Raw genomic sequence first — 13,203 nt, forward strand, 5'->3', positions numbered from 1 at the left:
CGTTGTCACCGCCGGTCGACCGGCGTAGATGAAATGCTCCCGCCTCGTGATCGAACGGACACGCCGATGGCCAAGTCGAAGTCGCTCCCCCTCATCGCCGTCGCGGAGGGCAAGCTCCCCGACACCTTGCCGCCGACGGCGGTCAACTGGGCCAGGGCAAACGGTTTTTCCGGCCAGCGCGGGCGCCTGCTGGCGCTGCCGGGAGGGGACGGCGCGCTCGCCGGCTACCTATTCGGCCTCGGCGAGGCCGCCGGCCGGCCCGGGCTGCTCCTCGGCAGCGCTGCCGCGGCGCTCGAGCCGGGCCGCTACAGCCTCTCCGGCGATTTCGGTGATCCCACCCTCGCGGCCCTCGCCTTCCGCCTCGGCGCCTACCGTTTCGATCGCTATCGCAAGTCCCGCGCCCCGGCCGAACTCGACGATGTGGAAGGCGCCGACAAGGCCGAGGTCGAGCGCCTGTCCGACGCCGCCTATCTGGCCCGCGACCTCGTCAACACCCCGGCCAACGATCTCGGCCCCGACGCGCTCGAGAAGGCGATCCGCACCTTCGCCAAGCGCCACAAGCTCGAGGTCACGGTGATCGCCGGCGACGAGCTGCTGAAGCAGAATTTCCCGATGATCCATGCCGTGGGCCGTGCCGCCGCCGAAGCGCCGCGCCTCGTCGAGTTCAGCTGGGGCAAGGCCAGGGATCCCAGGGTCACGCTGGTCGGCAAGGGCGTCACCTTCGATACCGGCGGCCTCGACATCAAGCCGTCCGCCGGCATGCTGCTGATGAAGAAGGACATGGGCGGCGCCGCCAACATCCTGGGGCTGGCGCACGCCATCATCGACGCGAAGCTGCGCGTCCGCCTGCGCGTGCTGATCCCGATCGTCGAGAACGCCATCTCCGGCCCGGCCTTCCGCCCCGGCGACATCCTGCGCGCCCGCAACGGCACGACGGTCGAGATCGGCAATACCGACGCCGAAGGCCGGCTCATCCTCGGCGACGCGCTGGCGCTGGCCGACGAGGAGAGTCCCGAACTCATCGTCGACATGGCGACGCTCACCGGCGCGGCCCGCTCGGCGCTTGGTCCGGAGCTGCCGCCGCTCTACAGCACCGACGACGAGCTCGCGCGCGCCCTCCTGGCCGCCGGCGCCGCCTCCGACGACCCGCTCTGGCACATGCCGCTGTGGGCGCCATACGAATCGATGATCGCGAGCAAGATCGCCGATGTGAACAATGCCGGCGCCAGTGCCTTCGCCGGGTCGATCACCGCCGCCTTGTTCCTCAGGCGCTTCGTCCGGCAGGCGAGGGCCTGGGCGCATCTCGACATCTACGCCTGGGCCCCGGAGGCGCGGCCCGGCCGCCCCTTCGGTGGCACCGACCAGGGCATCCGCGCCGTCTATGGCTACCTAAAGCAACGGTATGGTTGACAAGGTCAATGATCGGCGCATCATCGCCGGCATGACCGAGGACCACCTCGCCGAGATCCGTCGCTTCAACCGCGCCTTCGCGCGCTGGCTGGGCCAGTACGACGAGCACTACTCGCGGACCGACTACAGTCCGGCCGAAGCGCGCCTGCTGTACGAGCTGTCCGCCGCCGGCCACGGCAACGCGGCGGCGCTGGCCCGCGCCATGGGCGTCGACCCGGCCTATCTGAGCCGCATGCTGCAGCGATTGGTCGCCTCAGGCCTCGTCGCCATCACCCCCAGCGCCGAGGACAAGCGGCGCAACGAACTGGCGCTGACGGCGGAGGGCGCCAGGGCGCTGGCCAGCATCGATGCCGCCGCCGACGGCACCATCGCCGAACTGATCGGCCCGCTCAGCGATGCCGGGAAGACCGAGCTGGTGGCGGCCATGCGGACCATCCTGCGCCTGCTCGATCATGGCGACGACCGGGCCGCGATCATCCTCCGCCCGCACCGGGTCGGCGACGTGGCCCATGTCGCGGCGCGCCAGGCCATGCTCTATGCCGAGGAGTTCGGCTGGGACGGGTCGTACGAAGGGCTGGCGGCCGAGATCGGCGGCAAATTCCTGCAGGAGTTCGATCCGCTCACCGACGCATGCTGGATCGCCGAGCGCGACGGCCGCATCGTCGGCTCGGTCTTTGTCGTCGATGCCGGCAACGGCACGGCCCAGCTGCGCCTGCTCTATGTCGAACCGGAGGCGCGCGGGCTCGGCGTCGGCCGGCTGCTCGTCGACCAGGTGGTGCGCTTCGCCCGCGACCGGCGCTACCGCAAGATTCGGCTATGGACCCAGTCCGAACTGGTCGCGGCGCGAAAGCTCTATGCCGCCGCCGGCTTCACCCTGGTCGAGAGCAAGCCGCACCACAGCTTCGGCAAGGACCTCGTCGGTGAGTACTGGGAGCTGCCGCTGTAGTCACCTCCCTCCCCGTTGAGGGGAGGGATCGAGGGAGGGGGTGGTGCAGTTGGTCGCCGAGGGACCCCCACCCCCAGCCCCTCCCCTCAAGGGGGAGGGGAGCTGGGGCGGCTCGGTGCCAAAGTTACCGCACGGACCTGGTCGGCGAGTACTGGGAACTGCCGCTGTAGTCACCTCCCTCCCCGTTGAGGGGAGGGAACGAGGGAGGGGGTGGTGCAGTGATCGCCGAGGGACCCCCACCCCCAGCCCCTCCCCTCAAGGGGGAGGGGAGCTTGGGCGGCTCAGTAGCCGCGCGCCCGATCCACGATATTGGGCAGCGGCTTGCCGGCCATGTGGTCGCGGATCACCTGGGAGAAGTAGACGACGCCGGTCTTCTCCGTCGACGCGCCGGCGATGTGCGGGGTGAACAGCACGTTGTCGAGGTTCCACAGCGGACTCTCCGCCGGCAACGGTTCGGACTCGTAGACGTCGAGGCTGGCCGAGCCGAGCGTGCCGTCGGTCAGCGCCCGCACCAGGTCGGCTTCGCGCTGGTGGCCGCCGCGGCCGCAGTTGACCACCGCCGGGCCGTAGCCGTCGAGCCCGCCCTTGCGCAGCTTGGCGAACGTCTCGTAGTTGAGGATGCCGTGTGTTTCGGGCGTCAGCGGCAACACGTTGACCAGGATGTCCGTCTCGGACAGGAAGGCGTCGAACCCCTCGGGCCCGGCAAAGGTCGGCACGCCCTCGATCTGCTTGGCGCTGCGGCTCCAGCCGCGCGTCCTGAAGCCGATGGCGCCGAGCATGCGGATCGCCGCGCTGCCGATGGCGCCCAGGCCCATCACCCCGACGGTGGTGCTCCACGCCGGCGCCGGATAGAGCTGTGACCAGCGCTTCGCGGCCTTATCACGGGCAAAGCGGGTGACGAGCCGATGGTGCGCCAGCGCGCTCGCGAGGATGTAGTCGCACATCTGCTGGGTCAGCGACTCGTCCATGAAGCGCACGATCGGTATGCCCGCCGGCAGGTTGGGGTGGCGCAGCACCGCGTCGACACCGGCGCCGAGCGACAGGATCGCCTTGAGGCTGACCAGCCCGTCGAAGGCATCGGCCTTGGGCTTCCAGATGAAGATGTAGTCGACCTCGGCCGGATCATAGGCGTCGGCGCGTGTCACCACCCGGTAGCCGGGCAGGGCGGCTGCGAAGCCGTCGGCCCAGCGCCGTTCGTTGAAATCGGCGAGGTGCAGCAGCAAGGTCATGTCGGTGTCCCCCAAAAACGAAAGAGCCGCACCATCGGCGCGGCTCGCATCTCGGATCGGCGATCAGCCCGCCTAGTGCGCGGCCGGCGCAGCTTCGGTGGTGGCCGGCGCCGTGGCGGCCGGGGCGGCCGTCGCATCAGCTGCCGGAGCGGCTGCGGCAGCGGGAGCCGCCTCGGGGGCCGGGAACGGTACCGGCGAGGCCGACAGCGTCGACAGGTAGGCCAGGATGTTGGCGCGCTCGACCGGGTCCTTGACGCCGGCAAAGCTCATCTTGGTGCCGGGCGTGAAGGTCTTGGGCGAGGTCAGGAACGCGTTGAGGTTCTCATACGACCACATGTCGCCCTTGGTCTTGTGCTCTTCCATGCCGGCCGAGTAGGCGAAGCCCTCGTGGCTGCCGATCAGGCGGCCGACAACGTCGTAGAGCAGCGGGCCGGTCTTGTTGGATTCGCCGGCGCCGAAGTTGTGGCAGCTGGCGCACTTCTTGACGGCGGCCTGGCCGGCAGCGACGTCGGCGCTGGCCAGCAGCGTGCCCAGTGGCACTTCCGGCGCGGCGGCCTCGGCGGTCGCGCCATGCGCTCCCGCGGCTTCCGCCTCGGGCAGCGTGTAGCCCGGGCCGCGGCCCTCGATCGGGTGGTAGATGGCTTCGGCCAGGAACCCCACGCCCATGACGAAAAGCAGGGTGCCGAGGATGGCGCCAATGATCTTGTTGAGTTCGAACGAATCCATCGCGGGTATCTTAGCCTTTGACGCCGGTTGCTGAACGGCGGAACAGTGCAAGGCCATACCTAGCCTGCACCGGCGCTTCAAGCCCCGTCCCGACGCGGGCGGAAGATAGTCCGCTGTTTTGTGGGGCGCAACGGGCTTCGCGCCGCCTGCGACAACGAGAAAAGCGGAGCGGTGTACTCAAGATTGACTTGGGCGCAGTGCGGTCGCATTAAAGCGCCGCTGTCATATCGGAGCTTGCATGATGTCGAGAAAGATCGCGTTCCAGGGCGAACCCGGCGCCTTCAGCCACGCCGCGGCGCACGCGCTCTTTCCGGCCGACGAAGCGCTGCCCTGCGTCACCTTCGAGGACACCATCGCCGCCGTGCAGCACGGCGATGCCGACTATGGCGTCGTGCCCGTGGAAAACTCGCTCTATGGCCGCATCACCGATATCTACCACCTGCTGCCCGAGAGCGGCCTCCACATCAACGGCGAGCACTTCCTCCGCATCGAGATGAACCTGCTCGGCCTGCCGGGCACGACGCTCGAGGACATCAGGTCCGTGCAGTCGCTGTCGGTGGCGCTCGGCCAGTGCCGCAAGTTCATCTCGCGGCACAAGCTCAAGACCATCAACGGCGTCGATACCGCCGGTTCGGCCCGCGAGGTGGCGCAGCGCGGCGACCGGACCGTGGGCGCCATTGCCTCGCGCTTCGCCGCCGAAGTCTACGGGCTCGACGTGGTCGCCGCCAATATCGAGGATGCGGCGCACAACACGACGCGCTTCCTCGTCATTTCCAAGCGCCCGGAAACGCCGGTCCGCGGCAGTGGCAAGGTGAAGACGACCTTCGTCTTCCGCGTCCGCAACGTGCCGGCGGCGCTCTACAAGGCCATGGGCGGCTTCGCCACCAACGGCGTCAACATGACCAAGCTCGAAAGCTACATGCTCGACGGCTCGTTCACCGCCACGCAGTTCTACGCCGATATCGAGGGCCACCCCGACGATCGCAACGTGCAGCTGGCCTTCGAGGAACTGAACTTCTTCACCGACCACTTCCACATCCTCGGCGTCTATCCGGCCGCCTCGCCAGACTGAGGGTGAAGTATGGCCTAGGTCATCATGGCGAAGTGTTGCAGCAATTCACGGAGTCATTCCCGCGAAAGCGGGAACCCCTGTTTTGGCGCAGCCCGTGCCATCGCAAACGGAGGTCCCCGCTTTCGCGGGGATGACCCCGGTGCGTTGAGGGTAGGTGGGTGGCTAGGCTCTGCCCAAACGGGCTCAGTAGAAGTCGTCGTCCTCGTCGGCGCCGATGGTCATGCCCCCGGCATCCACGCCCCGGTCGAGATCGTCGTCCTCGTCGGCCCGGTGGGCGCCGGCCTCGAGGATCTGGGCCTGGAAGGCGGGGAGGAACAGGGGCGCGCCGACTTCGCGGATGCTGGCCCGCTGCATCTGGCTGAGCGCCATCAGCTCACTGGGAACACGCACTGACTTCAACATGACAAGCCTCCTTGGGCTCGTGATGTTGATGAGAATGCGCCCCAGTTTGTTAACAAGCTGTGAGGGGACGGTTCACCCCCGGGTCATTCCGGCGCCGTGGGGAATCCGGGATGCCTACGCCTCTGTAGCGGGCCGAAGCATCTCAAGCTGGGCCCCGCCCTCCGCCGGGATGCACCATCCGGTCCAGCGCAGGGCTGGGACCCATCTCACCGCCAGCGGGGGCTGCGCGTTGGGTCCCTGCCTTCGCAGGATGACATCGTGCGTGGAGGGAATTTCAGTGGCTTGGCTGGTTCAGCGGGAAGTGGGGTCGAACAGCTCCGCCCGCTGTCCATGCCCGGCAGCGTCCAGACCCAGCCCGGCGTCCTTCCGCAAGGCCCCCACCAGGTACCTGAGCCCCGCCACGTTCTGGCCGGCTTGGATGCGCGGCACCATGGCCTCGGCCGAGATCGCGATGCTTTCGCTGAGGCTTTCGAGCGCCGCCGTGATCTGGAACAGGTCGCGCCGGAGGTCGTGGCCGGGTGGCAGGTTATCGATCAGGCGATCCGTCAGTTCGAGTGCCGAAATGATGTCGCGTCGCGTCCGGTCGGCTTCGCCCAGCAGTGCATCGGTTGCGAAGGCCCGACCGCGGGCAGCGGAACGAAACCCGTCCGCCATCACATTCCAGTGCGGGATCATGCCTTGCCACATGGCGATGTGGTGACGGGCCTCGGCCTCATCCTGGCTGCCTCTGGCGATCATGGTTCCACCCTTCGCGCATCCCTGCCGCATAAACGAAGCGAGGGCCCGGCCGGTTGCATCTTGCGCTCGGTGCGATGAGGCGCCATATAGCGAGCGGGAGGTTGGCGCGGACGTGTTCCTCGCCAACCGGGTCAGGACCGGAAGGTAGCAGCCCCAACGAGACCTTCACGGGTCGTTGCCAGCCTCCTACTTCCCCACATGTTTGTCGTCCGGTGCCGGCTTTGGCGGGCATGATCTTTTGCGAAGCGCGCCTGCGCTCGCTATATGCACTGCATGGCTGACGGAATGTTCCCCGACGACCCGCCCGCGCCCGCCGCCTCCGCGGCCGCGTCGCCCTACCTGGTGCTTGCCCGCAAGTACCGGCCGCTGAGCTTTGCCTCGCTGATCGGCCAGGACGCGATGGTGCAGACGCTGCGCAACGCGTTCAAGTCCGGCCGCATCCACCACGCCTTCATCCTGACCGGCGTGCGCGGCGTGGGCAAGACCACGACGGCCCGCATCCTGGCGCGCGCCTTCAACTACGAGGACGAGAACGGCCGCCGCCCGACGCTCGATTTCGACAAGGAAGGCATCCACGACCGCGCCATCATCGAGGGCCGGCATGTCGACGTGGTGGAAATGGACGCGGCCTCCAACACCGGCATCAACGACATCCGCGAGATCATCGACTCGGTGAAGTACGGGCCGGTTTCGGCACCCTACAAGGTCTACATCATCGACGAAGTGCACATGCTCTCGACGGCCGCCTTCAACGGGCTGCTGAAGACGCTCGAAGAGCCGCCGCCCTACGTCAAGTTCATCTTCGCCACCACCGAAATCCGCAAGGTTCCGGTGACGATCCTCTCCCGGTGCATGCGTTTCGACCTGCGCCGCGTGCCGCCCGACATCATGACCAGCCATCTCGTCGACCTGCTCGGTCGCGAGGGTATCGACTACGAGCCGGAGGCGCTGGCGATGATCGTGCGCGCCGGCGAAGGCAGCGTGCGCGACAACCAGTCCCTGCTCGACCAGGCCATCAGCCATGGCGACGGCCGGGTCACGGCCGCGACGGTCAAGGCCATGCTCGGCCTCGGCGACCGCGCCCGCACCATCGACCTCTTCGAGGCCCTGATGGCCGGGCGCATCGCCCATGCGCTCAGTAACCTGCGCGAGCTCTACGACGCCGGCGCCGACCCGCAGACCATCATCGCCGACCTCTGCGACTTCACCCACCTCGTCACCCGCATCAAGATCGTCCCCGCCGCCGCCGACGACGTGTCGCTGACCCCGGACGAACGCAGTCGTGGCGCGCAACTGGCCCAGAAGCTCGGCATGCGCGCCCTCAGCCGCACCTGGCAGATCCTGTTCAAGGGCTATGACGAGGTGCAGCAGGCGGGCAATGCGCTGCAGGCCGCCGAGATGGTGCTGGTGCGTCTCGCCTATGCGGCCGACCTGCCGACGCCGGACGAGTTGATCGCGCGGCTCGCGAACCAGCCGACGCCGGGGACGCCGCAGACCGCACCCGTGGCGCGCGGCCCGGGCGGCGGCGGGTCTTCGGCGGCACGGCAGCTGCAGCCGCAGGTGGCGCCTCAGTTCGAGGCGGCCCCGGCCCCGGCGCCCGCCGTCACCCAGGCGGCGCCCCAGGCGTTCGCCAGTCCTCGCACCTATGCCGAACTTGTGGCGCTGGCCGGCGAGAAGCGCGACGTGCTGGTGAAGCTCGCGCTCGAGCAGTCGCTGCGCCCGGTCTCGATCGCCGATGGCCGGCTCGAGGTGGCGCTGGTCGAGAATGCCGACCCCGGCATCATTCAGACGCTCTCGGCCCGGCTGAAGCTGTGGACCGGCAAGCAGTGGCTGATCACGCTCAAGACCGATGCACCGCATGTGCCCACCCTGCGCGAGCAGCGCGAGGAGCGGCACGAGGCCGTGCGCCGGGAAGCCCACCAGGACCCGCTCGTGCAGGCCATCCTCGATACCTTCCCCGGCGCGACGGTGCGCGTCACGATGAAGCAGGAACAGGTGCCGATCGAGGCCTACGCGGACATGATCAACCGCGATACCGACGAGGACGAAGACGAATGAAAGACCTGATGAACATGATGAAGGCCGCCCAGGAGATGAAGGGGCGGATGGAGGAGCTGCAGGCCAGGATTGCCGAGATGGTGATCGAGGGCCGCTCGGGCGGCGGGCTGGTGGTCGTCACGCTCAACGGCAAGGGCGAGATGAAGGGGCTGAAGATCGACAAGAGCCTCGTCTCCGACGATGTCTCGGTGCTCGAGGACCTGATCATCGCCGCGCACAACGACGCCAAGGGCAAGGTCGAATACGAGACGAACGCCAAGATGCAGGAAGTGACGGCGGGACTGCCGATTCCGCCCGGGCTGAAGTTTCCGTTCTGAAGGTCGGCGGCTTGCACTCGCCCCACCCACCCACGGGGTCATTCCCGCGAAAGCGGGAATCTCTGTTTGCCGGATGTCCGGCACGCTCAGCAAACGGAGGTTCCCGCTTTCGCGGGAATGACCCGGTGGTGATTGAAGCAATCAGGACAATCTGACCAATGGCCAACGGCGGACCTGAGATCGAGCAACTGATCCTGCTGCTGGCGCGGCTGCCGGGGCTTGGGCCGCGCTCGGCCCGCCGGGCCGTGCTGCAGCTGATCAAGAAGAAGGACCAGCTGATGATCCCGCTCTCGGCGGCGCTCGATCGCGCCGTGGCGGCGGTGACCGAATGCGAGGTGTGCGGCAATATCGACACCCGCTCGCCCTGCCACATCTGCGCCGATCCGCGCCGCGACAGCGGCATCCTGATTGTCGTCGAGGACGTCGCCGACCTCTGGGCGCTGGAGCGCGCCGGGGTGGGGGCGGTGAAATACCATGTGCTCGGCGGTGTGCTGTCGCCGCTCGACGGCGTCGGTCCGGACGAACTGTCGATCGATGCGCTGCTGAAGCGCGCGCCCGAGTTCTCCGAGATCGTGCTGGCGGTGAATGCTACGGTGGAGGGCCAGACCACGGCTCACTACATCACCGATCGGCTGGCGCCCAGCGGGGTGAAGATCACCCGGCTGGCTCACGGCGTGCCGGTGGGCGGCGAACTGGACTACCTCGACGAGGGTACGCTCAGCCAGGCGCTGAAGGCCCGCACCGCGCTCTAGGGGTTAAGGTGGGGGTCTCGAAGCAGGCTACCGCGCTTCCTCGTCGCGGTCCTCACCGTCGATCCACTGGCTCTTGTCGACTGAATCGTCGTCCGCCTCATCCTCGCTGTAGGAGGCTTCGTCGGCCTCGGCGATCTCCTCGAGCTCGTCCGAATCCGGCGCCAGCGTCTCGCGGTGGGCGGTGGCATCGTGGTCGACCGAGGTGGGATCCATGCCTTCGCCGCCCAGTTGCTCGAGCCGGGCAATGGCATCGTCGATGGCTCGGACCAGCACCTGCGGGTCATCGTCACCGAAGTCGGTTGGCTCGAGCTCCAGCATTTCGTCGCGCACCGCCTTGAGCCGGGCCAGCCGCTCCTCGATCGGCCAGTCGTCGCCGTACAGCAATTCCTCGATCTCGGTCTGGCTGACCGGCTGGGCAAACCCGGGCGTATCCCCGTCATTGCCGGCTGGCGTATCCTCGGCGAGCAGCCCGCGGAAGTGATTGTTGGCAGCCATTGGCCCAACCTCCCATCAGGTGATGATAGGACAATGCCCGACCCGCGTCACGGGTTCAGCGAGGCGGCCGTTGGTCGACCGTCATTCCCCGGCGAGGCGCTGATCGGGCCTGGCGTCGTCGAACTCCATCGCCTCGATGCGCTCGCCGCGGCGCAGCACCTTGCTGGATGATGTGAGGATGTCGCCGATATCGTTGCTGACGTGGGTGAAGTGGGTCTGGAGCTTGCGCACCCGCTCGTCGAGCCGGCCCACGTCACCAAGCAGCGCCCGCACCTCGGTCTGGATGCGATAGGCTTCCTCGCGCATGCGCACGTCGCGCAGCAGGGCCTGCACCACCTGGATCGACAGCATCAGGATGGAGGGCGAGACGATCACCACCCGCGCCTTGAGGGCACGCTGCACCACATCCTCGAAATGCTCGTGCAGGTCCGCGAAGATCGATTCCGACGGCACGAACAGGAACGCCGTGTCGGCCGTCTCGCCGGCGATCAGGTACTTCTCGGAGATCGCCTTGATGTGGACGCCCATGTCATTGCGGAAGCCCGACGCCGCAAAGCGCGGATCCTCGCCCTCGGCCGCCGTGGTGAAACGCTGCCAGCTTTCGAGCGGGAACTTCGCGTCGATCACCAGCGAGGGCGCGCCGTTGGGCATGTAGACCAGCGCATCGGGCCGGTTGCCGTTCGAGAGCGTCGCCTGGAAGGCATAGGCGTTGGGCGCGAGGCCATCGCCGATGATCGCCTCCATCCTGCCCTGGCCGAACGCGCCGCGCGTCTGCTTGTTGGCGAGGATCGACTGCAGCGAGACCACGTTCTGGCTCAACTGGGCGATGTTGGACTGCGCCCGGTCGATCACCGCCAGCCGCTCCTGCAGCTTCATGAGGCTCTCGTTGGTCTTGGCGTTCGTCTCCTGCATGGCCGCGCCGATGCGCTGGCCCTGGCTGTCGAGCCGCTCGTTGACCAGGCGCGCGAGGTCGGAGGTGCGCGAGCCGAAGATCTCGCTCATCGTCTGCATGCGGCCCGTCATCTCGGACTGGATGCGCATCATGTCGGCCAGGTACCGCTCGGTCTCGGCGGACTTGAGCCGCAGCACCTCCGCCTCTTCGGCCCGCTGCCGGGCCTCGTCAGACCGGGCCCGCGACTGGCGCACGACGACGACCAGGAGGGCCACCAGCAGCACGGCGAACAGTCCTGCCGCCGCGAAGGCCGCGATCTCGAGCGTGATGGCGAAGTCGGCGACGGTGAAGAGGATGCGGTCCATGGCGGCAGACTACACGATTCGCCGAACGCTGTTCCCTCATTGTTCACGCGCGTCGCCGGGATCGTTCAGGACGTGCCGACCGGCTGGGGCGTTGACCCCGGGCCGGGAAATACCATATTCAGCGGCATCTCCCGATGAAGGACCCGAACGTTCATGGCCAAGCGCCCCATCCTGATCCTGCCCGACGAGCGCCTGCGCGCCATTGCGGAGCCGATCGACAAGATCGACGATGAGGTGAAGCAGCTCGCCAAGGACATGCTGGAGACCATGTACGATGCACCCGGCATCGGCCTCGCCGCCCCGCAGATCGGCGAACTCCGCCGCATCGTGGTGATGGACCTCGCCAAGGAAGGCGAGACGCCCGAACCGATCGTGATGGTGAACCCGGAGATCCTCAAATACTCGGACGAGACCGTGGTGACCGAGGAGGGGTGCCTGTCGATCCCCGAGCTCTACTACGATGTCGAGCGTCCGGCCGAGATCACGGTGCGCTACACCGACCTCGACGGCAAGGTGACCGAGCGTGACGCCGGCGACCGGCTGGCCATCTGCATCCAGCACGAGATCGACCACCTCGATGGCGTGCTGTACATCGACTACCTGAGCCGGCTGAAGCGCGACCGGGTGCTGAAGAAATTCCAGAAGGCCGAGCGGCTGAGCAAGAAGGCGAGCTGACGTTCGTCTTCCTTCTCCCCTTGAGGGAGAAGGTGGCGCGAAGCGCCGGATGAGGGGTTGTCATCGCTCGCGATGACCGCTCCGAGCGTAGCGAGGGCGACTTCCCCTCACCCGCCCTTCGGGCACCCTCTCCCTCAAGGGGAGAGGGAAGGAAGAGGAGCCCAACTCCCGTGAAAATCGTCTTCATGGGCACGCCCGAATTCGCCGTGCCCACCCTCACCGAGATCGTCTCGACCGGGCACGAGGTCGTCGCCGTCTATACGCGCGCGCCAAAACCGGCCGGTCGCGGGCAGGCCGAGCGCAAGTCGCCGGTGCACGAGGCGGCCGAGGGTTTCGGCATTCCGGTGTTCACGCCGCGCTCGCTGAAGCAGGCGCCGGAACAGGAGGTCTTTGCTTCGCACGATGCCGACCTGGCCGTGGTCGTCGCCTATGGCCTGATCCTGCCCAGGCCAATCCTCGAAGCGCCGCGGCTTGGCTGCCTCAACCTCCACGGCTCGCTCCTGCCGCGCTGGCGCGGCGCCGCCCCGATCCAGCGCGCCGTGATGGCGGGCGATGCGCGCACCGGCGTCATGGTCATGCAGATGGACGAGGGGCTCGACACCGGCCCGGTCGGTCTCGTCGAGGAAATGCCGATCGGCCCGGACATGACGTCCGGCGAACTGCATGACAGGATGATGCTGGTCGGTGCCGACCTGATGGGCCGGGCCCTCGCCGCGCTCGAGCGCGGCAGCCTGCACTTCACGCCGCAGTCGGGGGCGGGCGTGACTTACGCGGCCAAGATCGACAAGGCTGAGGCGCGCATCGACTGGAGCAAGCCGGCCGCCGAAGTGCACAACCTGATCCGTGGCCTGTCGCCGTTCCCCGGCGCCTGGTTCGAACTCACGCTCAACGGCACGCCGACGCGCATCAAGGTGCTGCGCTCCACGCTCGTCAGCGGCAGCGGCGCGCCGGGCACGATCCTGCCCGATCTGACCATCGCCTGCGGCAGCGGCGCGGTGCGCCTCGTCGCCGTGCAGCGCGAGGGCAAGGGCGCGATGGATGCCGCGACGTTTCTGCGCGGGGCAGGGGCGCTGCCGGAGCGGGCCTCGTGATAGCCGAAGGCCCCCTCACCCGGAGCGCCGTGCGC

Annotated in this window: 14 protein-coding genes and 1 other RNA gene; 9 read left to right on the forward strand and 6 right to left on the reverse strand. The window is 67.9% G+C overall.

Annotation, left to right across the window (positions count from 1 at the left end; translation table 11 throughout):
• Window positions 1-66 precede the first annotated feature (66 nt).
• Together J0I99_RS04125 and J0I99_RS04130 are read left to right on the forward strand one after the other, a co-directional pair.
• Window positions 67-1,410: a M17 family metallopeptidase gene (locus J0I99_RS04125; RefSeq protein ID WP_291396028.1), complete on the forward strand. Its 1,344-nt coding sequence runs from the start codon at window positions 67-69 to the stop codon at window positions 1,408-1,410.
• Window positions 1,403-2,356 carry a bifunctional helix-turn-helix transcriptional regulator/GNAT family N-acetyltransferase gene (locus J0I99_RS04130; protein ID WP_291396030.1) on the forward strand — a complete coding sequence of 318 codons (954 nt, stop codon included), beginning with the start codon at window positions 1,403-1,405 and terminating at the stop codon, window positions 2,354-2,356. The genes J0I99_RS04125 and J0I99_RS04130 overlap by 8 nt, the downstream gene beginning before the upstream one ends.
• Window positions 2,357-2,637: 281 nt before the next feature.
• Here the strand turns inward: J0I99_RS04130 and J0I99_RS04135 are convergent, their stop codons facing one another.
• Window positions 2,638-3,585 (reverse strand): glyoxylate/hydroxypyruvate reductase A, encoded by a 948-nt coding sequence (locus J0I99_RS04135; protein ID WP_291396031.1) that lies wholly within the window; start codon window positions 3,583-3,585, stop codon window positions 2,638-2,640.
• Window positions 3,586-3,657: 72 nt separating this feature from the next.
• The gene (locus J0I99_RS04140) at window positions 3,658-4,311 is read right to left on the reverse strand and encodes a cytochrome c family protein (protein WP_291390788.1); all 654 of its coding nucleotides are present in this window, start codon (window positions 4,309-4,311) and stop codon (window positions 3,658-3,660) included.
• A gap of 241 nt (window positions 4,312-4,552) precedes the next feature.
• Here J0I99_RS04140 and J0I99_RS04145 point away from each other — a divergent pair, with 241 nt between their 5' ends.
• Window positions 4,553-5,383, forward strand: coding sequence for a prephenate dehydratase (locus J0I99_RS04145; protein ID WP_291396033.1), 831 nt, complete (start codon window positions 4,553-4,555; stop codon window positions 5,381-5,383).
• 183 nt (window positions 5,384-5,566) lie between these two features.
• On the opposite strand, the gene J0I99_RS04150 is transcribed toward J0I99_RS04145, so the two are convergent.
• A complete protein-coding gene (locus J0I99_RS04150) occupies window positions 5,567-5,785 on the reverse strand; it encodes a hypothetical protein (protein WP_291396034.1) in 219 nt (72 codons plus the stop codon).
• Window positions 5,786-6,076: 291 nt separating this feature from the next.
• Window positions 6,077-6,523 carry a hypothetical protein gene (locus J0I99_RS04155; protein WP_291396036.1) on the reverse strand — a complete coding sequence of 149 codons (447 nt, stop codon included), beginning with the start codon at window positions 6,521-6,523 and terminating at the stop codon, window positions 6,077-6,079.
• A gap of 95 nt (window positions 6,524-6,618) precedes the next feature.
• Between J0I99_RS04155 and ffs the strand changes: the two genes are divergently transcribed.
• From ffs to recR, 4 genes are all read left to right on the forward strand, one after another.
• An RNA gene (gene ffs / locus J0I99_RS04160) (signal recognition particle sRNA small type) lies at window positions 6,619-6,714 on the forward strand.
• 82 nt (window positions 6,715-6,796) lie between these two features.
• Window positions 6,797-8,581, forward strand: a complete 1,785-nt coding sequence (locus tag J0I99_RS04165) for a DNA polymerase III subunit gamma/tau (protein ID WP_291396038.1) — start codon at window positions 6,797-6,799, stop codon at window positions 8,579-8,581.
• Window positions 8,578-8,898 carry a YbaB/EbfC family nucleoid-associated protein gene (locus tag J0I99_RS04170; protein ID WP_291396040.1) on the forward strand — a complete coding sequence of 107 codons (321 nt, stop codon included), beginning with the start codon at window positions 8,578-8,580 and terminating at the stop codon, window positions 8,896-8,898. The genes J0I99_RS04165 and J0I99_RS04170 overlap by 4 nt, the downstream gene beginning before the upstream one ends.
• Window positions 8,899-9,056: 158 nt before the next feature.
• A complete protein-coding gene (recR, locus tag J0I99_RS04175; protein ID WP_291396043.1) occupies window positions 9,057-9,650 on the forward strand; it encodes a recombination mediator RecR in 594 nt (197 codons plus the stop codon).
• Window positions 9,651-9,677: 27 nt separating this feature from the next.
• Here the strand turns inward: recR and J0I99_RS04180 are convergent, their stop codons facing one another.
• Both J0I99_RS04180 and J0I99_RS04185 read right to left on the reverse strand, forming a co-directional pair.
• A complete protein-coding gene (locus J0I99_RS04180) occupies window positions 9,678-10,145 on the reverse strand; it encodes a hypothetical protein (RefSeq protein WP_291390799.1) in 468 nt (155 codons plus the stop codon).
• A gap of 81 nt (window positions 10,146-10,226) precedes the next feature.
• Complete coding sequence (locus J0I99_RS04185) at window positions 10,227-11,402, reverse strand: DNA recombination protein RmuC (protein WP_291390801.1); 1,176 nt, start codon at window positions 11,400-11,402, stop codon at window positions 10,227-10,229.
• Window positions 11,403-11,555: 153 nt separating this feature from the next.
• Between J0I99_RS04185 and def the strand changes: the two genes are divergently transcribed.
• Window positions 11,556-12,077, forward strand: a complete 522-nt coding sequence (def, locus tag J0I99_RS04190; protein WP_291390803.1) for a peptide deformylase — start codon at window positions 11,556-11,558, stop codon at window positions 12,075-12,077.
• Between the two features lie 170 nt (window positions 12,078-12,247).
• Window positions 12,248-13,168, forward strand: a complete 921-nt coding sequence (gene fmt / locus J0I99_RS04195) for a methionyl-tRNA formyltransferase (RefSeq protein ID WP_291396046.1) — start codon at window positions 12,248-12,250, stop codon at window positions 13,166-13,168.
• Window positions 13,169-13,203: the final 35 nt, after the last annotated feature.

It is taken from the genome of Devosia sp., assembly GCF_017307495.1.
GTDB lineage: Bacteria > Pseudomonadota > Alphaproteobacteria > Rhizobiales > Devosiaceae > Devosia_A.

What these genes read in the sequence shown, in the direction of transcription:
- J0I99_RS04125 (WP_291396028.1), top strand. Translation starts at nt 67, where the DNA reads ATGGCCAAGTCGAAGTCGCTCCCCCTCATCGCCGTCGCGGAGGGCAAG.
- J0I99_RS04130 (WP_291396030.1), top strand. Translation starts at nt 1,403, where the DNA reads ATGGTTGACAAGGTCAATGATCGGCGCATCATCGCCGGCATGACCGAG.
- J0I99_RS04135 (WP_291396031.1), bottom strand. Translation starts at nt 3,585, where the DNA reads ATGACCTTGCTGCTGCACCTCGCCGATTTCAACGAACGGCGCTGGGCC.
- J0I99_RS04140 (WP_291390788.1), bottom strand. Translation starts at nt 4,311, where the DNA reads ATGGATTCGTTCGAACTCAACAAGATCATTGGCGCCATCCTCGGCACC.
- J0I99_RS04145 (WP_291396033.1), top strand. Translation starts at nt 4,553, where the DNA reads ATGTCGAGAAAGATCGCGTTCCAGGGCGAACCCGGCGCCTTCAGCCAC.
- J0I99_RS04150 (WP_291396034.1), bottom strand. Translation starts at nt 5,785, where the DNA reads ATGTTGAAGTCAGTGCGTGTTCCCAGTGAGCTGATGGCGCTCAGCCAG.
- J0I99_RS04155 (WP_291396036.1), bottom strand. Translation starts at nt 6,523, where the DNA reads ATGATCGCCAGAGGCAGCCAGGATGAGGCCGAGGCCCGTCACCACATC.
- J0I99_RS04165 (WP_291396038.1), top strand. Translation starts at nt 6,797, where the DNA reads ATGGCTGACGGAATGTTCCCCGACGACCCGCCCGCGCCCGCCGCCTCC.
- J0I99_RS04170 (WP_291396040.1), top strand. Translation starts at nt 8,578, where the DNA reads ATGAAAGACCTGATGAACATGATGAAGGCCGCCCAGGAGATGAAGGGG.
- recR (WP_291396043.1), top strand. Translation starts at nt 9,057, where the DNA reads ATGGCCAACGGCGGACCTGAGATCGAGCAACTGATCCTGCTGCTGGCG.
- J0I99_RS04180 (WP_291390799.1), bottom strand. Translation starts at nt 10,145, where the DNA reads ATGGCTGCCAACAATCACTTCCGCGGGCTGCTCGCCGAGGATACGCCA.
- J0I99_RS04185 (WP_291390801.1), bottom strand. Translation starts at nt 11,402, where the DNA reads ATGGACCGCATCCTCTTCACCGTCGCCGACTTCGCCATCACGCTCGAG.
- def (WP_291390803.1), top strand. Translation starts at nt 11,556, where the DNA reads ATGGCCAAGCGCCCCATCCTGATCCTGCCCGACGAGCGCCTGCGCGCC.